Source organism: Variovorax sp. GW821-FHT10C12 (assembly GCF_059415405.1).
In genome coordinates this window covers 17,057-38,139 of record NZ_JBWKNE010000015.1, presented here as the reverse complement: position 1 = coordinate 38,139, position 21,083 = coordinate 17,057, and the positions used below count along the sequence as shown (strand labels likewise).

Sequence of the window (21,083 nt, the reverse complement as noted above, 5' to 3'; positions counted from 1 at the left end):
TCTGTGTTGGCTTGTCGTTCAGTCGAGCTTGATGTGGGCGTCCTGGATCACCTGGGCCCACTTCTTCGTCTCGGCGCGGATGTAGCTGTCGAAGGATTCGACCGAGCCCGGCGCCGGCTCCACGCCGAGCGCGCGCATGGCGGTCTTCACCTGCTCGTCGCCGAGCGCGGCGTTGAGCTCGGCATTGAGCCGCGCCACCACCGGCGCGGGCGTGCCGGCCGGCGCGACCACGCCGAACCAGCCGGTCGAGTCGTAGCCGGGCAGGCCGGCCTCGGCCACCGTCGGCACCTCGGGCAGCATCGGCAGGCGCTGCGGGCTGGTCACGGCGAAGGCGATCAGCTTGCCGGCGCGGATCTGCTGCAGCGACGAGGGCAGGTCGACCACCGCCAGCGGAATCTGCCCGCCCAGCACGTCGAGCGCCGCCGGGCCCGAGCCGCGGTAGGGCACCTCGACCAGCCGCGTGCCCGCCATCTGGTTGAACAGCGCCGCCGACAGGTGCATGGCCGTGCCGTTGCCGCCATGGCCGATCGACAGCGTGGCCGGCTTCGCCTTGGCCAGCGCGATGAGTTCACGCTGCGTCTTCGCGGCCACCGAGGGATGGCCGACCAGCACGAAGGGAATGGCCGCCAGCATGCCCACCGGCTTGAGGTCTTTCTGCGGATCGAAGGGCATCTGCGGGTACAGGCTCACGTTGGCCGCCAGCGCGCCCGCCGCGCCCACGCCCAGCGTGTAGCCGTCGCCCGGCGCCTTGGCCACCAGCGTCAGCCCCACGTTGCCGCCCGCGCCGGGGCGGTTGTCGACCACCACCTGCTGGCCCAGCTTCTCGTTCAGGCGCGGCACCAGCATGCGCACCACGCCGTCGGCGCTGCCGCCGGGCGGGAAGGTCACGACCATGCGGATCGGCTTGGTGGGGAAGTCGCCCGCGGGGGCTTGGGCCAGGGCATTGCCCGCCAGCAGCGCACCGGCCGCGGCCCACAGCAGTTGCCTGCGTCGCTCACGAAATGCGCGCATGCCGCGGGCGATGGGTGCTGTCATTCGGGCCTCTCCTTGAATTCGGTGCTTTGATCGGAGATTGAACGATGGCAGGATTCATTCGTAAATCAAGAAATTCCGAATGATTTTTCAAATTTTCTGATGAATACGAACTTCAGTCCTACGATGCGCCAGCTGCGTGCGTTCCTCGCGGTCTACCAGCTGCGCAAGCTCGGCGCCGCGGCCACGCGGCTGTTCGTCACGCAGTCGGCGGTGAGCATGCTGATCCGCCAGCTCGAAGAGGGCCTGGGCACGCGCCTGTTCGACCGCACCACGCGCGCGCTCAAGCCCACGGCCGCAGCCGAACAGATGATTTCCACGGTCGAGCGCGTGCTGCGCGACGTCGATTCGCTGTCGGCCGATTTCCGCGAACTCGCCACGCTGGAACGGGGGCGCGTGACGCTGGCCATCACGCCCACGCTGGCCGGGTTTTTATTGCCCGATGCGCTGCGCGCCTTCGGCGAGCAGCACCCGAAAGTTCGCGTGCTGGTGAACGACTGTGCGCCCGACCAGTTCCTGTCGCGCATCCTCGGCGAGCATGTCGACTTCGGCATCGGCACGCCCGAGCGGCCCGGGCCCGAGGTCGAGGTGCAGCGCCTCATGCGCGATCACCTCGCCGTGGTGTGCCGCACCGACCACCCGCTGGCCAAGGCGCGCGTGGTGCGCTGGTCGGACCTGGGCCGCCACCCCGTCATCACCGTGCGCCCCGGCTACGGCGTGCGCCCGCTGATCGACGGCACGGCGGCGGAGGCTGGCGTGACACTCGACGTGGTGAACGAGGTGTCCTTCCTGTCCACCGCGCTGTGGATGACGGCGGCCGGCATGGGCGCGTCGATCATGCCGTCGGCCTTTGCGCGCGCCGAGAAGAACCCGGTGCTCGTGGTGAAGGTGCTCAGCGCGCCGCGCGTGGCGCGCGACATCTCCATCGTCACCAAGCGCGGCCATTCGCTGTCGGCGGCGGCGCGGGCGTTCGTCGAGGCGCTGAAGCAGAGCCTGCAGTAGCCGCGGGGGCGGGCCAGTCGTATGCTGGCCGGTCTTTTTCTTTGCGCGAAAGCAGGTGCCCCATGACAACAACCACACGGTCCCGTTTCTCTTCCGCATGGCTGGTCCTGGCATTCGGCCTGATGCTGTCGATGCTGCTCGTGGCCTGCGGCAACAAGGAGGCCGAACAGCGCACCGCCTTCATCGCCTACCTGCAGACCCGCGTGCTCGACAAGCCCGGCTTGCGCGTGCCCACGCCCACCGCCGAAGAAAAGGCATCGTTCGGCGACTACGCGCAGCACTACGCGGTGATCACCGATTTCAACGAAGGCATGAACAAGTCGGTGAGCCAGCCGATGACGCAGGTCATGGCCAAGGGCGCGCTGCGCTCGTTCGTCGATCTGCCGGCACGCCGTGACGATCTCAAGGCCGCCAAGGAGGGCCTGGGCGGCCTTCGCACCGCGCTCGATCAGCAGTTGGCCAAGGCCGATGCGGCACGCGCGCAACTCAAGCAGCCCGACGACCTGAAGCAGGTCTATGCCAAGGCCTACGAGAAGACCGTGACCACGCCCGCCACCACGTTCAAGGAGGTGTTCCCTCCGGTCGACGCCGTGATCGACAGTGCGTTGGCCATCGCCGATTTCATGGAGAAGAACAAGTCGAAGCTTCGGGTTTCCGGCGGCACACTCACCGTGACCGACCCGGCCGTGGGGGATGAACTCAACAAGATGGCGAAGCAAATGGGCAAGCAGTCGGCGGCGATCAACACCGCGCAGGACAAGATGCGCGCGGTGATGCGCGGCTCTTGATCAGACGAAGTGGTCGAACGAGCCGAAGCGCTGTGACACCGGCGCGCCGCTCGCATCCACGATGCGCAGCCCCGCGGCCGCTTCGATGCGGCCGATGCGCGTCACGCGCGTGGCGCTGGCTTGCCCGGCCTGCTCCACTGCCGCACGCCCCGAGGCCGGCGCAGTGAACACCAGCTCGTAGTCGTCGCCGCCCGAGAGCGCGCAGGTGCGCAGCGCCTCGGTGGGCAGGCCGGCCGTGTCGACCGCGATCAGCGCGGTGGTGGCATCGGCATCGAGCGTGGCGCCCACGCCGCTGGCCGCGAGGATGTGGCCCAGGTCGCCGATGAGGCCGTCGCTCACGTCCACCGCCGAGGTGGCGATGCCGCGCAGCGCCTGGCCCAGCGCCACGCGCGGCGTGGGTTGTTCCATGCGTGCGCGGGCCTGTGCGAAGGCCTCGGCGGGCAGGCTCAGCGTGCCGCGGAACACCTCGAGCGCCAGCCGCGCATCGCCGAGCGAGCCGCTCACCCACAGGTCGTCGCCCGCGCGTGCGCCCGAGCGCAGCAGCGCGGCGCCGGCCGGCACTTCGCCGAACACGGTGATGCAGATGTTGAGCGGGCCGCGCGTGGTGTCGCCGCCCACCAGCTCGCAGCCGTGGGCGTCGGCCAGCGCGAACAGGCCGCGCGAAAAACCTTCGAGCCAGGGCTCGTCCACGCCGGGCAATGCCAGCGCCAGCGTGAAGGCCAGCGGCTTCGCGCCGCAGGCGGCCAAGTCGCTGAGGTTCACGGCCAGCGCCTTGTGGCCGAGCCGGGCCGGCTCCACGGTCGAGAGAAAGTGCCGCCCCTCCACCAGCATGTCGGAGGACACGGCGAGCTGCATGCCCGCGGCCGGCGCGAGCAAGGCGCAGTCGTCGCCCACGCCCAGCGGCGAGCGCGTGGCGGGACGTTTGAAATAGCGTGTGATCAGGTCGAATTCACCCATGGGTGCGAGAGCATAACGACCTGGCGCGGGGCCGCTCGCCGCGGCGCCCGCGGGAAAGGGGGGCTGACACTGGAAGCATTTTGTAATACCGTCATGCAAGCGGATACACCGAAAGTCCAAACAGGAGGAGGCCGCCATGACAGCCATCGTGCAGGGAGGCGTGTCCGCCGAGGCCGACACCGACCGGATCGTTGCCTTGCTGTACGACGGGATCACCTGTCCCGGCGACTGGTACGACGCGCTCGATGCCATGCGCGAGGTGCTCGGCGCCGCCTGCTTCCACACGCTCACGGTGCGCCGCACCGACTGCTCGGTGGTGGGCGCGGGGCTCGCCAACCTGGAGAGCCCGCCCGACAAGGTGCGCGAGTACGAGCAGCACCTGGCGCGCGACGACATCCGCATGCAGATGCCGGTGAACGCCCCGCTGGGCACGCCGGTGACCGACCACGTCTACTTCGGCGCGCGCACGCTGTCGCGCAGCCCGATCTATGTCGACTGGCTTGCGCCGCTCGGCCTGCGCCACACGCTGGCGATGGGGCTGCGCGCCGACGACGACACGCGCGAAGTGCTCGGCTTCATCCGCCCCCGGGCCGAGGCGCCTTACGGCCCCGAAAGCGAGGCCTTCTGCCGGCGCCTGTCGCCGCACCTCGTGCGCGCCAGCGAGCTGCGCGCCCGCATGATGCAGTTGGGCGAGCACGCGGCGACCGGGTTGTCGGCGCTCGACGCGCTGCCGCAGGGCATCGCCGTGGTCGACGAGGCCTGCCGCATCGACCACCTGAACGCCCGAGCGACGGCCTGTGCGGGCCGCGGCGGCCTGTTCGACAGCGCGCAAGGGCGATTGCGGCTCGCGTCGTCCGCGCTGCAGTCGGCCTTCGAGCAGCGGGTGCGCGAGGCCTGCGCCCCGGCTGGCGGCGCGCGTGCCGGCGTGCTGCACCTGCCCATGGCCGGCGGCGCGGTCCGCATCACGGTGCTGCCGCTGAAGCCCTCGCACCCGCTGGCTGTGCTGCGCCAGCGCCACCGCGCGCTCGTGGTCTTCGCCCATCCGGCCGAGGCGGCGCCCGTGGAGCCGCGGCAGCTGGAAAGCCTGCTCGGCCTGAGCCCGACCGAGGCGCGGCTCGCGCTGCTCCTGGCGAGCGGCAAGACCGTGAAGGACTTCGCCGCCGCGCAGTCCTGCTCCGAACACACGGCGCGCAGCCACCTGCGCAATGTGATGCGCAAGACCGACTGCCACCGGCAGGCGGAGCTGGTGCTGCTGGTGCAGTCGCTGCGGGACTGAGCAGGCGAGAAGGTTCTACTGCGAACGGGGGATGGCGCCGCGCGGCGGTTGCGAGAACCATGACGCTCCCTACACGAGGAGTTCGCCATGGCTGTCTACTGGGACGAGACCAAGATGCAGATGGGCCCGCACGGCACTGCGACCATCCTCGCCTTCGGCGATTCGTGGTTCTGGTACCCGCTGCCGGGCGGCTGCCTGCTGAACTACCTGGGCGACGTGGTCGGCGCGCGCGGCCACGTGATCCTGGCCAAGGGCATGAACGGCGCGGAAACGCACGACTATGTCGACGGCAAGTACCGCAACGCCGTGCGCGAGTCATTGCGCCTGTACGGGCCGACGCTGTCGGCGGTGTTCATCAGCGGCGGCGGCAACGACTTCGCGGGCTTCAACGACCTGCGCCCGCTGCTCAAGGCCGATTGCACGGGCGAGACGCAGGCCGCGCAGTGCTTTCGCAACGGCAAGGGCGGCTTCGACCAGTTCCTCGTCGACATGGACGAGCAGTACCGCGCGCTCATCGGCCTCATCTACACCCGCACCAGCGTCGACTGCCACATCGTCATGCACAGCTACGACTACGCGCCGCCCACCGGCAAGGCGCTGTTCGGGCGCGAAGGCTGGCTGCGCCCAGCGCTGGTCGATGCGGGCGTGGCGCCGGAGTTGTTCAAGCCCTGCGTCGACCACCTGATCGACGGCTTCCACGGCATGCTGCAGAACATCGCCGCGGGCGATCCGCAGCACCTGCACGTGGTGGACAGCCGGGGCACGTTGGGCCCGACCGACTGGGCCAACGAGCTGCACCCCAACGGCCGCGGCTTCGAGAAGATCGCCGTGCAGCGCTGGAAGCCGCTGCTGCAGCCGTTGAACCTGGCCTGAGCGAGAAGTTCAGACACCGCGCGCGCGGCGGTTGGACATGACCACGTTGTCCTTCTCGATCGCCGTGCCGCTCTTCAGTGCAGCGACCCACGCGTCGGTCGTCGCCACGGCGGCGAAGTTGCTGTGGAACACGACGCTGAAGACGCGGTGGATCTCTTCGGCGCTCACGCGGCCGGCCGCGTTCTCGTAGGGCAACGCGCCGGTCGCGTCCGACAGGAACTCCACGTTCAGTCCGCGGTGCATGGCTTCGAACACGGTGGACGCGTCGCAGTTCTGCGTCATGTAGCCGGTCACACTCAGCGTGTCGATCTCGTGGCGCGCGAGCCAGTCGGCGAAGTCGGTGCCGGTGAAGACGCTCGGGAAGGCCTTGGTGATGAGGTGGTCGCGTGGGCGCTTCGCGATCTCGGGGTGCAGCTGGCCGTGGAAGTTGTCGGCCTGGAAGACCGGTGCGCCCTTCGGCGCGTGGTGCTGCACCACCACCACCGGCACGCCGGCCGCGCGGGCTGCGTCCATGGCCTGCGCGATCTTCGGCAGCGAGCGCTCGACCGGCGGGTATTCGATGGGCAGGCCGCCGCCTTCGAAGTATTCGTTCTGCACGTCGATGACGACGAGGGCGCGGCGCGGTGCGGACTGGCTCATGGGGTCTCTCCTTCGGTGGTGGTTGTGTCTGGAATGGCTCGATTCTTCGCGCACCGCGGGTTTTGCGACAGTGGCCCGAAAGCCATTCATCGATAAGATCGGGCCATGCGCTCATCTGCCGCCAAAACCATCGCCGAGACCATTGCCGTGGTCGCCTTCGACGGCATCAGCCCCTTCCACCTCTCCGTGCCCTGCATGGTGTTCGGCGAAGACCGCACCGACACCGGCGCGCCGCGCTTTCGCGTGCAGGTCTGCGCGCCCGAGCCCGGGCCGCTGGCCACCAACGCGGGTTTCACGCTCGTGGTGCCGCACGGCCTGGAGGCGATCCGCCGCGCGCAGATCGTGGTGGTGCCGTCCTGGCGCGACGACGGCCGGCCCGCGCCGCCCGCGCTCATCCGTGCGCTGCAGGCGGCACACCGCCGCGGCGCGACCGTGGTCGGGCTGTGCCTGGGCGCGTTCGTGCTGGCCGAGGCCGGCCTGCTCGACGGGCGGCCCGCCACCACGCACTGGCACCTGGCCGCAGCCTTCGCCAAACAGTACCCACAGGTCGTGCTGCAGCCCGAGGTGCTGTACGTGGACGACGGCAACGTGCTCACCTCGGCGGGCACGGCCGCGGGCATCGACTGCTGCCTGCACCTGCTGCGTGTGCGCTACGGCGCCGACACCGCGAACCGCGCCGCGCGGCGCATGGTCGTCGCGCCGCACCGGCAGGGCGGCCAGGCGCAGTACATCCAGCAGCCCGTGCCGGCGGCGGCGGAACGCGATCGGCTCACGCCGCTGCTCGAATGGCTGGGGCGGCATCTGCAGGTGCCGCACGAACTCGACGACCTTGCGCGCCGCGCGCTCATGAGCCGGCGCACCTTCACGCGGCGCTTTCGCGAATCGACGGGCACGACGGTCGGCCAGTGGCTGCAGAACCAGCGCCTGGCGCTGGCGCAGCGGCTGCTCGAAACGACCGACCGCTCCGTGGAGCGCGTGGCGGCCGATGCGGGCTTCGGCTCGGCGGTGCTGCTGCGCAAGCACTTCGCCACGGCGTTCAAGGTGTCGCCGACGGTGTATCGCCGACAGTTCTCGCAGGAGGCCGTGGCGGCCTGAGCCGCGAACTCAGGCCGCGCCGCGAAAACGCAGCGAGGCCTGGCGCACGACCTCGGCCAGCAGCCGTTCCTTGCCCTGCTTCTCGCGCAGCCAGCGCGCGTCGTTGCGGTTGGCCTCGACGCTGGTGCGCAGCTCGCCCAGCGCCTGCGTGGCGTTGAGCGCCTCGCTGTGCCATTCGAGTTGCGTCATGGTCATCAGGATGTGGTCGCGCAGCGGCATGTGCTGGCCGGTGGCCGGGTCGACATACACCGCGTCCAGCCCGAAGCGGCAGGCCTGGAAGCGGTTGTAGGTGTAGACGAGGTAGTCGTCCTCGCACGGCTCGAAGGGCTGCTCCTGCAGGAACCATGCGGCCAGCGACTGCACGTAGCCCGCGAGCGCGGCGGCGCGCTCGATGGTGAGCGGCGTGTCGAACACGCGGATCTCGATGGTGCCGAACTCGGGCTTGGGACGGATGTCCCAATAAAAGTCTTTCATGCTGCGCACGACGCCGGTGCGGGTCATGCGCTCGAAGTAGGCCTCGAATTCCTTCCAGCTCGTGGTGAAGGGCGCGCGGCCCGAGAGCGGGAACGCGAACACCGAGTTCAGGCGTGCCGAGTCGAACTGCGTGTCCTGCCCCTGCACGAACGGCGACGAGGCCGACAGCGCGATGAAGTGCGGGATGTAGCGCGACATGCGGTGCAGCATCAGCAGCGCCGAATCGGCGTCGGGGCAGCCGATGTGCACGTGCTGGCCGAAGATGGTGAACTGCTTGCTCAGGTAGCCGTACAGCTCCGACAGCTCGCGAAAGCGCGGCTTGTCGTAGATGCGCCGCTCGTGCCACTGCTGGAACGCATGCGTGCCGCCGCCGACCACGGCGATGTTGAGCTTGTCGGCGTTCTTGATCAGCGCCTCGCGGATCGGCGACAGCTGCGTGATCACGTCCTGCGCCGAATGGCAGATGTCGGTCGAGATCTCGATCATGCTCGAGGTCATCTCGGGCACCACGCTGCCGGGCAGCGGCGTCTGGGCCATCAGGCGCAGCATGTCTTCGGCATACGGCGCGAGGTCGTAGTCGTGCGTGTTCACGAGCTGCAACTCGAGCTCCACGCCGAGCGACAGCGCCTCCGACTTGTTGAAGGGCTCGAGCTTGACGGCGCGGCTGGCCGGATCGGCAGGCAGCGGCGCAGAGCGGACGTCGTCGCTGTCCGGGTCGATCGGGAGGACGGAGGTGGGGTTGCTGTTGCTGCTCATCGCTGCGTGTCTTCCGTGGTGCTGAAGGCCTGCGGCGTCCAGGGGACCGAACTCTCGCCCACGGCGTGGATCGCCACGGTGGCGAGCACGGCGCCCATCACTTCCATCAGCAAAATCGAGGGCAGGGCGACCTGCGTGATCATGGTGCCCAGCAGCGGCGAGGCCGAGGCGAAATTGGAGGCGATCAGCAGGGCGATCGACGACAGCGGCGTCATCGCGCAGCCGACCCAGAAGGCCTGCTTCCAGCTGGCGCCGCTGCCCGGGTTGGCAATGGCCACGCCCGAGATCTTGGTGACCAAGCGCACGCCGATCACGGCCAGCACCACGCTGGCCACGGGCAGCGTCCAGTCGGCCTGGGCCGCCACCATCGACACCAGCACGAACATCAGCATGGTGAGCAGCGACGAGGCGGTGCCGAGCTGGCGCTGCCAGGCCCAGGGCTTGGGGTTGAGCGTCTTGAGCAGCACGCCGCCGATGAGCGCCGCCAGCGGTGCCGAGCCGCCGATGTGCGCCGTGAGCGCCGCACCCGCCGCGATGATCGCCAGCAGCAGGATCGACGTGTTCTCGCTGTTCGGGCTCATCACGCGCAGCGCCGAGCGCAGCGCCAGCGCCATGATCGCGCCGACCACGAACGACATGCCGAGCACCACCGCCACCGGGTAGAGCTTGAGCATCAGCGACTGCGGCGCGCGCTCGATCAGACCCGCTTGCGCGTAGCCCAGCGTGAGCGCGTAGAAGGTGTTGAGCGTGGCCAGCGTCATGGCGCGCTCGGTCACCGGGCCGGCGGCGCGGGTGTCCATGATCACGCGGCTGAGCACGGCGGGCGAGGCGACGATCGCCATCAGCGCGATGGGGTTGGCCACCGGCTCGGGCAGGCCCAGCAGAATCAAGACCCAGTACACGCCGAAGTAGGTCAGCGTCGCTTCGAGCAGGCTTTGCACCAGCACCATCGGGTTGTGGCGGAACCAGCGCAGCGGCAGTCGCCCGCCCGCCTCGAACAGCACCACGGCCGCGCCCAGTTCCAGCAAGAAGAGGCTGATGCCACGCAGCGGCCAGATCGCGCCCTCGAAGCCCGCAAAACCCACCACCGCGCCCACCACCGAGTAACCGATGACCTTCGGCATCCCCAGGTAGCGCTGCACCAGGTGGCCGGAGGCCGCGGCGACGGCCACCAGCAGGGCCCAGAGCACGGTGGGCAGGCCGGCCGAGGGGCGCGCCCATTCGGCCCAGAAGCCCTGGAGTTCGGCGAGGAAGGTGGTCAGGTTCATGTAGGCAGGAAGAAGCTCACCGGCCGGCTGCGCCAGCGGGCCCAGATCGCGCTGCGGATGCGGGCGCGGTCACCGAGGCTCACGCTGTGCGCGCGCAGCGCCAGCCGGAAAGCGAAATAGAAACTCACGCTCACATTGAGCGCGCCGATCACCGGGATCGCCGCAACCGCCCACCACAGGGCCGGCTGGTGCAAGGCCGGCAGGCCCATGGATGCCGCCGCGGCCGCGATCTGGCCGGCCGACAGCGTGACATGGCGCACATCCAGCCCGAGCCCGAAGAAGCCCGCGAACGCAGGCAGCAGTCCGAGCATGAGTCCCAGCGAGATGTTGGAGGCGAAGCCTGAGATGTGTGTGCGCATGAAGGCGGCCCAGCGACGGGCCCGGGCGGCACCGAGAAAGGCGCCGATGCGAGGGTTGTAACGCATGGCGGAGTCCAGGCGATGCAGGACAAAGGCGTTTTCTGTCCATCCGGCGATGATGCTGGACGAAAACAGCAGGATGCCGGTGATTGCCGCAAAAAGCACGGTCGGTCCGAGCAGCGACAGCGAATGCAGCGTGGAGGCCGCATGCGCCGCGTCCAGCAGCGGCCGGCCCAGCGCGGCCTGCCAGCCCAGCACCAGCAGGCCCACCGCCGGCACCACCAGCAGCACGTTGCCCAGCACGGCCGCCACCTGCGAGCGCACGAGGTTGGCCACCTCGTCGACGAACTGGTCCACGGCCTCGTCCGACTTGATGTCGCGCAGCCGCGCCGCCATGGCGGGCGCGGTCATGGCCGGCTGCTTGGTGGCCAGCGTGAGGTGCAGCAGCTGGATCGCCACGAAGCTGGCCGCATACATGAGGCCCGCGGCCAGCCCGCTCCAGAAGGCCGACAGCGCCAGCGCGTAGATGCCGAACTTGGCCAGCACCGTCAGCGCCGTGAAGGCGCCGCCGCCGGCGGCCTTCTTCACCATCTGCAGGTAGCTGCGGCGGTCGCGGGTGATGTAGTGCTCGCCCGTCTCGGCGCTGCGCTCGGTCACCTTGGCCGCGAGCATCGACGAGTTGGAGGCGATCAGTGCGCGGATGCTGTTGCGCTCGCCGCCCGCCAGCACCAGCTTGCCGACCAGCCGCGCCATGCTGGGCCCCGGCACGGGCGACATCAGGCAGTCGAGCAGCTCGCGGATGCGCAGCACGCGCTCGCGCAGCTGGCGCAGCCGGAACACCAGGCCGACCGAGATGCCGTTGTCTTCCAGGTGCGTGTAGACCGACGAGGCGCTGGAGCGGCAGGCATCGAGCCGGTCGCGGAAGGCCACGAAGGCGGCCTGCAGCGAGTCCTCGTCGCGCGGCAGGGCGAACATCTGCTCGCGCAGCGCGTCCAGGTCGGCCATGAGGGCGTGGAAAGGGCGCGCCTCGCCCGCTTCGGGGCTGATGCGCAGCCGCAGCTCGGGCGAAAAGCCCGTCGCCACCACCTGGCTGCAGCAGTAGGTGACGGCGTCCATCACCGTGTGGCGCCAGCGCGCCGAGCCGTCGGGCATGGGCGCGGCGTCGGCCAGCAGCGCGCCGATGCGCGCGAGCTGGGTGTCGTCGAGCAGCGCGATCCAGCCGGCGTCGAACACGCCCGGCAGCACCAGCCGGAACAGGTCCGAGGCGTCGGTGGTCTCGGGCGTGCCGGGCAATATCTTGCGGCGCATGCGCTCGCCGAATTCGCTCAGGAAGGCGGTGCGCGGCGCAAAGCCGTAGTCGGCCAGCAGCGCCGTGAGGTCGACCGACTGCGTGAAGGCGCGCCACCAGGCGCGCAGCCGCTCGCACAGCTCGGGGCGTGCCTCGACGGCGTCGAGCAGCAACTGCACGCGGCCGATGGCGGCCTGCGGCGAGGCGCGGTCGCCGCGCAGCCAGTCGAAGAGGTTGATGAGCCAGATGTGGCGCTGCGCCACATCGGCCGTGGGGTCGAGGCCGGCAAGCAGCCCCTGCAAGTCGCGAGATGCAGCAGCCATGATGAATTCGTAACGGATCAGTGCGGGGAACACCGCGCAACCGGCTCAGCCGGGCCGCTGGTGTTGCCCCCGGCGAGGGGGAAGGAGAAGCGACACGAAGTGCGCGAAGCCTGGGGGAGTACCTAGTGAAGCACGCGGGAGACCGGGGCACCGCCGATGTCGGCTTCGAGCACGAACATGGGAACCGGCACGTCGAAACGCTCGCCTTCCTCGGTCACCACGAAGAAGCTGCCGTGCATCGTGCCGCTGGGCGCCTGCAGGCGGCAGCCGCTGGTGTAGCGGAACGATTCGCCGGGCGCCAGCAGCGGCTGCTGGCCGATCACGCCGAGGCCCTTGACCTCCTGCGGATGGCCCGAGGCGTCGTTGATGAGCCAGTGGCGTGCGATCAATTGCGCGCCCACCGTGCCCACATTGGTGACGGTGATCGTGTAGGAGAAGGTGTAGACGTTGTCCTTGGGCGAGGACTGGTCGGCCAGGTAACGCGGTTCGACCTGTACGCTGAAGGGGCTGTGTGACATGGGGCGCATGGTAACGGAGGCCTTTCCTCGGACTTCCGTCGGCTGCGAGAATCCAGGGTTATGAGCAGCACCCCGTTCCGCATTGCGCCCTCCATTCTTTCCGCCGACTTCGCGCACCTCGGCCAGGAACTGACCGACGTGATCGCGGCCGGCGCCGACTGGATCCACTTCGACGTGATGGACAACCATTACGTGCCGAACCTGACCTTCGGCCCCATGATCTGCCAGGCCCTCAAGCCCTACGCCAAGACCGCCGACGGCACGCCCGTGCCCATCGACGTGCACCTGATGATCCAGCCAGTCGACGCGCTGGCCGCGGCTTTCGCGCAAGCGGGCGCTGACTACATCAGCTTCCACCCCGACGCCTCGACCCATGTGCACCGCAGCATCCAGGCCATCAAGGCCGCAGGCTGCAAGCCCGGCCTGGTGTTCAATCCCGGCGCCGGCCTCGAGGCGCTGGACTGGGCCATCGACGACATCGACCTCATCCTCATCATGAGCGTCAACCCCGGCTTCGGCGGCCAGAGCTTCATCGACTCGGCGCTGCGCAAGATCGAGCAGGCGCGCAAGCGCATCGAGCAGAGCGGGCGCGACATCCGCCTCGAAGTGGACGGCGGCATCAAGGCCGACAACATCGCCCGCGTGGCCTCGGCCGGCGCCGACACCTTCGTGGCGGGCAGCGCGATCTTCAACGCCAAGGACTACGGCGCGGTGATCGGCGACATGCGCCAGCAGCTGGCCACGGTCGGCGCCTGAGGCCTGTGCACACGCCCTGAACAAGGGCCTTTTTGCGCCAGGAGAAGAGCCGCAGCAATAATCCCCGCATGTCCTCCGATCCTTTTGCCGGCATGGCGACAGACAGCCTGAGCCTCCACGCGTTCGCATCGCTGAACCCCGGCCCGCGCCTGCTCGTGATCGGCGGGGTGCATGGCGACGAGACCTGCGGCACCGAGGGCATCCAGCGCGTGCTGGCCGACTTCGATGCCGGCGAACTGAAATTGCTGCGCGGCGAACTCACGCTCGTGCCGGTCGCCAACCCGCTCGCGCGGCGGCGTCTGCAGCGCGAGGGCGAGCGCAACCTCAACCGCCTGTTTCGCCCGAGCGACACGCCCGCCGACTACGAAGGCCGCATCACCAACCGGCTGGCCCCCGTCATCGCGCGCCACGACGTGCTGCTCGACCTGCATTCCTTCCAGAGCGAGGGCGAGGCCTTCGCGATGATCGGCCCGCGCGACAACAGCGGCAGCCTCGAGCCCTTTGCGCGCGCGCAGGAAGAAGGCCGGCTCGCGCTGCACATCGGCACGCCCATCGTCGTCGAGGGCTGGCTCGACATCTACGCCGCCGGCCTCGCGCAGCGCGGCGCGGCGGTCGACGAGGCCGCCATCGACTTCGGCCGCGGCACCAACGAATACATCCGCAGCTGCGGCGGCTACGGCGTCACCCTCGAATGCGGCCAGCACCAGGACCCGCAAGCGCCCGAAGTGGCGTGGGCGGCCATCCGCCGCACGCTCGCGCTGCTGGGCATGGCGGCGCTGCCGCCGGGCCTGTCGGCCGCGCCCGTGCAGCCGCCCCAGCTGCTGCGCCTGGCGAGCGTGACCGACCGCCTGCATGAGGACGACAGCTTCGTGCGCGACTGGGCCACCTTCGACCCCGTGCAGCGCGGCGAACCCGTGGGCATGCGGCACGACGGCACGCTGGTCAGCGCGCCCGACGACGGCTTCATCGTGTTCCCCAACGCCCTGGCGCTGCCGGGCGCCGAGTGGTTCTACTTCGCGCGGCCCAGCGAGCGCGTGCTCGACCCGAGCGCCTGAGGTTCGCGCCTGTCGGCGCCCTCCTACCGGGGGCGCCCACCTTCTCCCACAGACGGGGAGGGGCGGCCACTACGGCCCGCGCACCGGGCCCCACCTAAGCTTCCTCTTTGCGGACTCGCCGGCCTGCGGCCCCGCGCTTCTCGGAGGAAAAAAACACCATGGAAATCTCGGCACTGTTTGACTCGCTCATGGGCACCTGGGGCGACGACATCCTGATCTGGGCGGTGGCCGCCGTGACCGCCTGCATCGGCCTGATCGCCGTGGTGAACGTGCTCGACATCTTCATCGGCAGCGGCAACAGCAACGAGGCCGGCTGAGCCGGCCCGCATCGATGCCCAGAACCCCGATGTCCCCCCAGAACAAGGCCGCCGCAGGCCGCCGCGCCAGCACCGCCAAGACCGGTGACGGCGCCAACGCCAAGCAGCTGCAGCTCGAGGGTTTCACCACCGAGCACCCCACGCACCTGACGACCAACCAGGGCCTGCAGGTTCCCGACAACCACAACTCGCTCAAGGCGGGCGTGCGCGGGCCGACGCTGCTCGAAGACTTCATCCTGCGCGAGAAGATCACGCACTTCGACCACGAGCGCATTCCCGAGCGCGCCGTGCACGCGCGCGGCTCGGCGGCGCACGGCTACTTCCAGGTCTACCAGTCGATGTCGCAGTACACCTGCGCCCACTTCCTGCAGGACCCCGACGCCAAGACGCCCGTGTTCGTGCGCTTTTCCACCGTGGCCGGCTCGCGCGGCTCGGCCGACACCGTGCGCGACGTGCGCGGCTTCGCCGTCAAGTTCTACACGCGCGAGGGCAACTACGACCTCGTAGGCAACAACATCCCCGTGTTCTTCATCCAGGACGCGATGAAGTTCCCCGACCTCATCCACGCCGTCAAGCCCGAGCCGCACCACGAGATGCCGCAGGCCGCGAGCGCGCACGACACCTTCTGGGACTTCGCCTCGCTCATGCCCGAGAGCACCCACATGCTGATGTGGGCCATGAGCGACCGCGCCCTTCCGCGCAGCCTTCGCATGATGGAAGGCTTCGGCGTTCATACCTTCCGCTTCGTCAACGCGCGCGGCGAGAGCCACTTCGTGAAGTTCCACTGGAAGCCCAGGCTCGGCGTGCACGGCCTCGTGTGGGACGAGGCGCAGAAGATCGCCGGCAAGGACCCCGACTTCCATCGCCGCGACCTCTGGGAGGCCATCGAGCAGGGCCACTTCCCCGAGTGGGAGCTGGGCGTGCAGCTCATCGCGCCCGACCGGGCCGAGTCGCTGGGCTTCGACCTGCTCGACCCGACCAAGCTGATCCCCGAAGAGATGGTGCCCGTGCAGCGCATCGGCAAGCTGGTGCTCAACCGCAACCCCGACAACTTCTTCGCCGAGACCGAGCAGGTGGCCTTCCACCCGGGCCACGTCGTGCCTGGCATCGACTTCAGCAACGACCCGCTGCTGCAGGGGCGCCTGTTCAGCTACACCGACACGCAGATCTCGCGCCTGGGCGGCGCCAACTTCCACGAGCTGCCGATCAACAAGGCCGTGTGCCCGTTCCACAACATGCAGCGCGACGGCATGCACCGCCAGACCATCGCGCGCGGCCAGGTCGCCTACGAGCCCAACACGCTGGGCAGCGGCACCGAGTTCCGTGTCGACGGCGGCAGCCACGGCTTCCAGTCGTTTCCCGAAGAGATCGAATCGCCCAAGGTGCGGCGCCGCAGCCCGTCGTTCGACGACCATTTCACGCAGGCGCGCCTGTTCTTCAACAGCCAGAGCATGGCCGAGAAGGAACACATCGTCGCGGCCTTCCGCTTCGAACTGTCGAAGCTCGAAGTGCCCGCCATCCGCCAGCGCATGGTCGACAACCTCGCGCACGTCGATGAAAAACTCGCGCGCCGCGTGGCCGAGCCGCTGGGCATCGGCGAGCCCGATGCGAAGGCGGCCGCAGGGTACGCGGGCTTTCGCGAATACCGCATCGAAATGCCCATCGACGAATCGCCCGCATTGCGCATGAGCGACGGCAGCGCCGATGGCGTGGTGCGCACGCGCAAGGTCGCGATCCTCGTGGCCGACGGCGTCGACTCGGCCTCGCTCAAGCCGATCCGCGATGCGCTCGAGCAGGTGGGCGTGCTGTGCAAGGTGGTGGGCCCGAAGCTCGGCACCGTGGCCAGCGCATCGAAGCGCCAGATCGACATCGACATGACCTTCACGAACACCGCCTCGGTGATGTTCGATGCCGTGCTCGTGCCCGCCGGTGCCGAGGGCGCCGCCGCGCTCGCGGCGCAGGGCGATGCCGTGCACTTCGTGCTCGAGGCCTACAAGCACTGCAAGGCGATCTGCGCGGTGGGCGAGGGTGTGCAGTTGCTGGCGACGCTCGGCGTCACGGTCGAGGGCGAGGCGCCGGCCGGCGTGGTGGTGGCCGAAACGCCTGTCACCAACCTGGGCGACGCGAGCGCCGCGAGCAAGATCGCGCAGGATTTCATTGCGGCGATTGCGAAGCACCGGCATTGGGACCGGCTCAACATCGACAGCGTCCCCGCCTAGCGCTAGTCCATTTGCGCTAGACCGTATTGCGAATAGGCGAGGTGAACACCCGCTCCTAGACTTTCCCACGAGGCCTGAACGGCGCGCACTCCCGCGGCGTCGAGCGTTCGCGGCAGCGAGTGCATGGGTCGAGGGGGTTCAATGGCGTGGTTTTCGAGTTGGGGATGTGCGCATCCGGCGCGTCGCCGTGCCGGTCTCGCCGGCGCGGTCGGCCTGGTGGGTGTCTTGCTTCTGGGCCCCGGCGGTCCTTCAGCCCTGGCGCAACGACCCGCGCCACCACCGTCTGCTCCCGCCGCTGCGGCGGGTGGCCCGAATGCCGAGGCCGCGGCCGACCGGATGGCGCAGGCGCGGCTGGCCGATACCGACACGCTGCTGGCCCTGACCAGCGAAGGCGCGGTGCTCTACGGGCAGGACGCGGTCAAGCTCTCGGGCTATCAGTACTGCAGCCAGGCGGTCGCGCTGGCCGAGGCGGGCGAGTTCCGCCAGAGCGTGCGCGCCGCGAGCAAGGCGCTGCACCTGGCCAACGCCACCAGCGACCCGAACCTGCGCGCCGTGGCCAACCGCGACCTGGCGATCGTCTACAGCTACTCGGGCCAGCTCGAAAAGGCCGAGGAGTTCGCGCGCGAAGCGCTGCGCCATCCCGCGCGCGACCCCAAGCTGGTGGTCGGTCCGGTGCAGAAGGTGATCGGCGACGTGCGCACGCGGCGCGGCGACTTCGCCGGCGCGGTGCTCAGCTACGACGAGGCACTGGCCAACAGCTCGCCGCGTTACGCACCGCTGGTGCAGGCCTCGCTGGTCAACGCGCTCATCGAATCGGGTGACGCGGCACGCGCACGCCAGGTGCTCGGCGACATGGCCGAGCCGCGCGAGGCGCCACTGGCCGCGCAGCTCGAGCGCACACGCGCCCGCTTGCTGCTGGCCGAGAACAAGCCGGCCGAGGCGCGCGACAAGTACCGCGCGCTCACCACGCGCCAGGTCGGCACCGACACCGCTTACTACCGGCTCTGGGCCTGGGACGGCGTGGCGCGCAGCGAACTCGCGCTGGGCCAGAAGCAGGCCGCGGCCGACGCCGCGGGCCGCGCGCTGGCCGACGTCGACCAGGTGCGCGCGCGCTTTCGCAGCGAAGAAGTGAAGATGGGCCTGTTCTCCGACCTGCAGTCGGTGTTCGAGCGCGGCGTGGCGGTGTACAGCGAGGCCGGCGATCCGCAGCGCGCCTTCGAGGTCAGCGAGCACAGCCGCTCGCGCGCGCTGCTCGATGCGGTGCGTGGCCGCGCGAAGCTCAGCGAGTCGTCGGCCGGCATGGTCGGCGTGGCCGCGCTGCAGCGCGCGCTGGCGGCCGACGAGCGCGTGGTGCAGTACCACGCACTGCCCGACCGCCTGATGGTCTGGGTCGTGGGGCCGGACGGCATCACCGAGAAGCGCATCCCCGTGAAGCGCGACGAACTCACCGAACTCGTCGAGACCTTCCGCAACTCGATCGTGCGCGGTCGCCGCGCGGCCATCACCAACGCCGACAAGCTGGGTGCCGCGCTGCTCGGGCCGCTGGGCCTGGTGCCGGGGCAGCGCGTGGTGGTGGTGCCGCACGGGCCGCTGCACTACCTGCCGTTCCAGGCGCTGCGCCTGGACGGGCGTTACCTCATCGAGACGCACCCGGTGTCGGTGGCGCCGTCGATCAGCATCGCGGTGCAGCTGGCGCAGCGCACGCCGCGCGTGAACGCCTCGCTCACGGCCTTCGGCAATCCGCGCATCGAGGACAAGTACGACCTGCCCGGCGCCGAGACCGAAGTGAAGCAGCTCGCGCAACTCTTCCCGCGCAACACGGTGTACATGGGCGCCGCCGCCACCAAGACGCAGTTCCGCGACGTGGCCTCGCGCTCGCCGCTGATGCACGTGGCGGCGCACGCCGAGGCCGACGAGGTCGATCCGCTGTACTCGCGCATCCTGCTGGCCAACGAAGGCGGCAAGCAGAACTTTCTCGAGGCGCACGAGATCCTGGCGCTGCCGATGGACGGCACGGCGCTGGTCACGCTGTCGGCCTGCGAGTCGGGCCTGGGGCGCATCGCGCAGGGCGACGAAGTGCTGGGCTTCACGCGCTCGTTCCTGTCGGCCGGCAGCTCCAGCCTCATCGCCTCGCTGTGGCCCGTGTCGGACGACGCCACGGCCGTGCTCATGGGCACGCTCTATGGCGAACTCGCCAAGGGCCGCGACATCCAGAAGGCCATGCAGGCCGGACAACTGGCCGTGCTGAAGGACCCCAAGATGTCGCATCCCTTCTTCTGGGCGCCGTTCAACCTGATCGGCAACTGGCGCCTCACCGTGGGAAGCTGACCATGTCTTCGCCACGCTCCCTCCTGCAAAGAAGCACTGCCATGGCCCCTGCGATCCGCCTTCGTCCACGACCGACGCCGATCGCCATCGCGGCAACGGCACTCGTCGGTGCCACGCTGTGGGTCGCCATGCCCCGCGCCCATGCGCAAGAAGCCACCACGCTGCTGCCCACCAAGGACCCGTGCGGCAGCTGCGACCGTCCCGTGGCGCAGGCCACCGGTGCCGTCGCCCCGCAAACCCTGCCCGCGCCGCCACAGCCCGCCGCCGCAGGCAGCTTCAAGCTCACCGACCTGCGCCTGAACGGCGTGAAGGCGCTGAGCAACGAAGAGCTGCAGACCATCACCGCGCCGTACATCGGCCGCAACGTCACGCTCGGTGACCTCGAAGGCCTCGCGCAGGCCATCACCACGCGCTACAAGGAGCGCGGCTACTTCCTCGCGCAGGCCGTGGTGCCGGTGCAGACCGTGCGCGACGGCATCGTCGAGATCAGCATCATCGAAGGCCGGCTCGGCAAGGTCGAGGTGCTGGTGGCGCCCGAGGCGCCGATCAGCGAGGCGCGCGTGCGCGGCTTCCTGGCGGCGCTGCAGCCGGGCGAGGCTGTGAACGCGCCGGCTTACGAGCGCGCGATGCTGCTGCTGTCGGACCAGCCCGGCCTCAAGGTGTCGTCCAGCCTGCAAGAGGGCGCGCAGGCGGGCACCACCGACCTGTCGGTGGAGGTCGAGGCCGGCGCGCGCTGGGCCTTCTCGGCCGAGGCCGACAACCACGGCACCAAGGAGGCGGGGCGCTACCGCGTGGGCGGTACGGCGCGCTGGCTCAGCCCTTTCGGCATCGGCGACAACCTCGATGCGCGCCTGCTGCTGTCCAACAGCAACGCGCTGCAGTACGGCCGTGTGTCGTACGAGGCACCGCTGGGCACCAGCGGCCTGCGCGCGGGCATCGGCATCTCGCGCGTGAGCTACGACCTGGGCGGCAAGTTCGTCGACCTCGACGCGCGCGGCCGTGCCGACGTGCTCGACGTGTCGCTCAACTACCCGCTGATCCGCCAGCGCCAGCAGAACCTGTTCCTGCGCCTCACGGCCGACGTGAAGGACCTCACCGACGAGCTGCGCGGCGTCGACTTCACGGCCAAGAAACGCGTGCAGGGCTTCGGCATCGGCTGGGCCTGGGAGCGGCGCGACGAGGTGCTGGGCGGCGGCTACTGGGCCAGCTCGGGCACGCTGTACCACGGCGACCTGTCGATCCGCGACGCGCAGAGCTTCCAGTCCGACCAGCAGTTCGGCGGGCGCCACACCGAAGGCGGCTTCACCAAGCTGAGCTTCCAGGTGTCGCGCCTGCAGGCCATCGTGCCGCGCCACTCGCTGTACTTCTCGGTCGGCGGCCAGTGGGCCAGCAAGAACCTCGACGCCTCCGAAAAGCTCGCGCTCGGCGGCGCGCGCGCGGTGCGCGCCTACCCCTCGGGCGAACTGCTGGTGGACCAGGGCCTGATCGGCACCTTCGAATACCGCTGGGCCGCCACCGACGAGATCACGCCCTACCTTTTCTACGACGCGGCGCGCGGACGCATCGCGCGCCATCCCTCGCCCTTCGACGGCGAGAACTCCCACAGCCTGCGCGGCTACGGCATCGGCCTGAGCTGGTCGCGACCGGGCAACTTCTCGATCAACGCCACGCTCGCCTGGCGCGCCGGCACACCGCCCGCGCAGACCGACGGCGGCGGGCGCAACCCGCGGCTGTACGTGCAGCTGCAGAAGGCGTTCTGA

18 protein-coding genes are annotated in these 21,083 nt (G+C 69.7%); 11 read left to right on the top strand and 7 right to left on the bottom strand.

The annotated features are described in order from the left end of the window. Positions 1 to 18: 18 nt before the first annotated feature. Positions 19 to 1,035 (bottom strand): Bug family tripartite tricarboxylate transporter substrate binding protein, encoded by a 1,017-nt coding sequence (locus AC07OH_RS31385; RefSeq protein ID WP_495303289.1) that lies wholly within the window; start codon positions 1,033 to 1,035, stop codon positions 19 to 21. A gap of 99 nt (positions 1,036 to 1,134) precedes the next feature. On the opposite strand from AC07OH_RS31385, the gene AC07OH_RS31380 reads away from it, so the two are divergent. Next, complete coding sequence (locus AC07OH_RS31380; protein WP_495303288.1) at positions 1,135 to 2,034, top strand: LysR family transcriptional regulator; 900 nt, start codon at positions 1,135 to 1,137, stop codon at positions 2,032 to 2,034. Between the two features lie 62 nt (positions 2,035 to 2,096). Further along, on the top strand, positions 2,097 to 2,822 hold the full coding sequence (locus AC07OH_RS31375) for a DUF3053 domain-containing protein (protein WP_495303287.1): 726 nt from the start codon (positions 2,097 to 2,099) through the stop codon (positions 2,820 to 2,822). On the opposite strand, the gene thiL is transcribed toward AC07OH_RS31375, so the two are convergent. Continuing rightward, positions 2,823 to 3,779: a thiamine-phosphate kinase gene (gene thiL / locus AC07OH_RS31370; RefSeq protein WP_495303286.1), complete on the bottom strand. Its 957-nt coding sequence runs from the start codon at positions 3,777 to 3,779 to the stop codon at positions 2,823 to 2,825. It lies immediately after the preceding gene. A gap of 136 nt (positions 3,780 to 3,915) precedes the next feature. Between thiL and AC07OH_RS31365 the strand changes: the two genes are divergently transcribed. Both AC07OH_RS31365 and AC07OH_RS31360 read left to right on the top strand, forming a co-directional pair. Continuing rightward, complete coding sequence (locus AC07OH_RS31365; RefSeq protein WP_495303285.1) at positions 3,916 to 5,055, top strand: helix-turn-helix transcriptional regulator; 1,140 nt, start codon at positions 3,916 to 3,918, stop codon at positions 5,053 to 5,055. Positions 5,056 to 5,142: 87 nt separating this feature from the next. Next, positions 5,143 to 5,928, top strand: a complete 786-nt coding sequence (locus tag AC07OH_RS31360) for an SGNH/GDSL hydrolase family protein (RefSeq protein WP_495303284.1) — start codon at positions 5,143 to 5,145, stop codon at positions 5,926 to 5,928. A 9-nt stretch (positions 5,929 to 5,937) separates the two neighbouring features. Here AC07OH_RS31360 and AC07OH_RS31355 read toward each other — a convergent pair whose 3' ends face one another. Beyond that, on the bottom strand, positions 5,938 to 6,567 hold the full coding sequence (locus AC07OH_RS31355) for an isochorismatase family protein (RefSeq protein WP_495303283.1): 630 nt from the start codon (positions 6,565 to 6,567) through the stop codon (positions 5,938 to 5,940). Between the two features lie 105 nt (positions 6,568 to 6,672). On the opposite strand from AC07OH_RS31355, the gene AC07OH_RS31350 reads away from it, so the two are divergent. After that, the gene (locus AC07OH_RS31350; RefSeq protein WP_492687374.1) at positions 6,673 to 7,662 is read left to right on the top strand and encodes a GlxA family transcriptional regulator; all 990 of its coding nucleotides are present in this window, start codon (positions 6,673 to 6,675) and stop codon (positions 7,660 to 7,662) included. A gap of 9 nt (positions 7,663 to 7,671) precedes the next feature. On the opposite strand, the gene AC07OH_RS31345 is transcribed toward AC07OH_RS31350, so the two are convergent. From AC07OH_RS31345 to apaG, 4 genes are all read right to left on the bottom strand, one after another. Beyond that, the gene (locus AC07OH_RS31345; protein ID WP_139702150.1) at positions 7,672 to 8,892 is read right to left on the bottom strand and encodes a YbdK family carboxylate-amine ligase; all 1,221 of its coding nucleotides are present in this window, start codon (positions 8,890 to 8,892) and stop codon (positions 7,672 to 7,674) included. Further along, positions 8,889 to 10,160 (bottom strand): cation:proton antiporter, encoded by a 1,272-nt coding sequence (locus AC07OH_RS31340; protein WP_495303282.1) that lies wholly within the window; start codon positions 10,158 to 10,160, stop codon positions 8,889 to 8,891. Before AC07OH_RS31340 ends, AC07OH_RS31345 begins: the two co-directional genes overlap by 4 nt. Continuing rightward, complete coding sequence (gene tlpB, locus AC07OH_RS31335) at positions 10,157 to 12,130, bottom strand: transporter-like protein TlpB (protein ID WP_495303281.1); 1,974 nt, start codon at positions 12,128 to 12,130, stop codon at positions 10,157 to 10,159. The genes AC07OH_RS31340 and tlpB overlap by 4 nt, the downstream gene beginning before the upstream one ends. A gap of 122 nt (positions 12,131 to 12,252) precedes the next feature. Beyond that, positions 12,253 to 12,648, bottom strand: a complete 396-nt coding sequence (gene apaG / locus AC07OH_RS31330; protein WP_489062670.1) for a Co2+/Mg2+ efflux facilitator ApaG/CorD — start codon at positions 12,646 to 12,648, stop codon at positions 12,253 to 12,255. 60 nt (positions 12,649 to 12,708) lie between these two features. Here apaG and rpe point away from each other — a divergent pair, with 60 nt between their 5' ends. The 6 genes from rpe to AC07OH_RS31300 all read left to right on the top strand — a co-directional run bounded on the left by rpe (position 12,709) and on the right by AC07OH_RS31300 (position 21,083). After that, complete coding sequence (gene rpe / locus AC07OH_RS31325; protein WP_489062672.1) at positions 12,709 to 13,404, top strand: ribulose-phosphate 3-epimerase; 696 nt, start codon at positions 12,709 to 12,711, stop codon at positions 13,402 to 13,404. A 68-nt stretch (positions 13,405 to 13,472) separates the two neighbouring features. After that, the gene (locus AC07OH_RS31320; RefSeq protein WP_495303280.1) at positions 13,473 to 14,459 is read left to right on the top strand and encodes a succinylglutamate desuccinylase/aspartoacylase family protein; all 987 of its coding nucleotides are present in this window, start codon (positions 13,473 to 13,475) and stop codon (positions 14,457 to 14,459) included. Positions 14,460 to 14,617: 158 nt separating this feature from the next. Further along, on the top strand, positions 14,618 to 14,776 hold the full coding sequence (locus AC07OH_RS31315) for a hypothetical protein (protein ID WP_167394958.1): 159 nt from the start codon (positions 14,618 to 14,620) through the stop codon (positions 14,774 to 14,776). A gap of 29 nt (positions 14,777 to 14,805) precedes the next feature. Continuing rightward, complete coding sequence (locus AC07OH_RS31310; protein WP_495303279.1) at positions 14,806 to 16,995, top strand: catalase; 2,190 nt, start codon at positions 14,806 to 14,808, stop codon at positions 16,993 to 16,995. 216 nt (positions 16,996 to 17,211) lie between these two features. Beyond that, complete coding sequence (locus AC07OH_RS31305) at positions 17,212 to 19,323, top strand: CHAT domain-containing protein (RefSeq protein ID WP_495303278.1); 2,112 nt, start codon at positions 17,212 to 17,214, stop codon at positions 19,321 to 19,323. Between the two features lie 41 nt (positions 19,324 to 19,364). Further along, a complete protein-coding gene (locus AC07OH_RS31300) occupies positions 19,365 to 21,083 on the top strand; it encodes a ShlB/FhaC/HecB family hemolysin secretion/activation protein (RefSeq protein WP_495303277.1) in 1,719 nt (572 codons plus the stop codon).

Bases quoted from the DNA above. Each gene is read 5' to 3' on its own strand.
- AC07OH_RS31385 (WP_495303289.1), bottom strand. From the start codon at position 1,035: ATGACAGCACCCATCGCCCGCGGCATGCGCGCATTTCGTGAGCGACGC.
- AC07OH_RS31380 (WP_495303288.1), top strand. From the start codon at position 1,135: ATGAATACGAACTTCAGTCCTACGATGCGCCAGCTGCGTGCGTTCCTC.
- AC07OH_RS31375 (WP_495303287.1), top strand. From the start codon at position 2,097: ATGACAACAACCACACGGTCCCGTTTCTCTTCCGCATGGCTGGTCCTG.
- thiL (WP_495303286.1), bottom strand. From the start codon at position 3,779: ATGGGTGAATTCGACCTGATCACACGCTATTTCAAACGTCCCGCCACG.
- AC07OH_RS31365 (WP_495303285.1), top strand. From the start codon at position 3,916: ATGACAGCCATCGTGCAGGGAGGCGTGTCCGCCGAGGCCGACACCGAC.
- AC07OH_RS31360 (WP_495303284.1), top strand. From the start codon at position 5,143: ATGGCTGTCTACTGGGACGAGACCAAGATGCAGATGGGCCCGCACGGC.
- AC07OH_RS31355 (WP_495303283.1), bottom strand. From the start codon at position 6,567: ATGAGCCAGTCCGCACCGCGCCGCGCCCTCGTCGTCATCGACGTGCAG.
- AC07OH_RS31350 (WP_492687374.1), top strand. From the start codon at position 6,673: ATGCGCTCATCTGCCGCCAAAACCATCGCCGAGACCATTGCCGTGGTC.
- AC07OH_RS31345 (WP_139702150.1), bottom strand. From the start codon at position 8,892: ATGAGCAGCAACAGCAACCCCACCTCCGTCCTCCCGATCGACCCGGAC.
- AC07OH_RS31340 (WP_495303282.1), bottom strand. From the start codon at position 10,160: ATGAACCTGACCACCTTCCTCGCCGAACTCCAGGGCTTCTGGGCCGAA.
- tlpB (WP_495303281.1), bottom strand. From the start codon at position 12,130: ATGGCTGCTGCATCTCGCGACTTGCAGGGGCTGCTTGCCGGCCTCGAC.
- apaG (WP_489062670.1), bottom strand. From the start codon at position 12,648: ATGTCACACAGCCCCTTCAGCGTACAGGTCGAACCGCGTTACCTGGCC.
- rpe (WP_489062672.1), top strand. From the start codon at position 12,709: ATGAGCAGCACCCCGTTCCGCATTGCGCCCTCCATTCTTTCCGCCGAC.
- AC07OH_RS31320 (WP_495303280.1), top strand. From the start codon at position 13,473: ATGTCCTCCGATCCTTTTGCCGGCATGGCGACAGACAGCCTGAGCCTC.
- AC07OH_RS31315 (WP_167394958.1), top strand. From the start codon at position 14,618: ATGGAAATCTCGGCACTGTTTGACTCGCTCATGGGCACCTGGGGCGAC.
- AC07OH_RS31310 (WP_495303279.1), top strand. From the start codon at position 14,806: ATGTCCCCCCAGAACAAGGCCGCCGCAGGCCGCCGCGCCAGCACCGCC.
- AC07OH_RS31300 (WP_495303277.1), top strand. From the start codon at position 19,365: ATGGCCCCTGCGATCCGCCTTCGTCCACGACCGACGCCGATCGCCATC.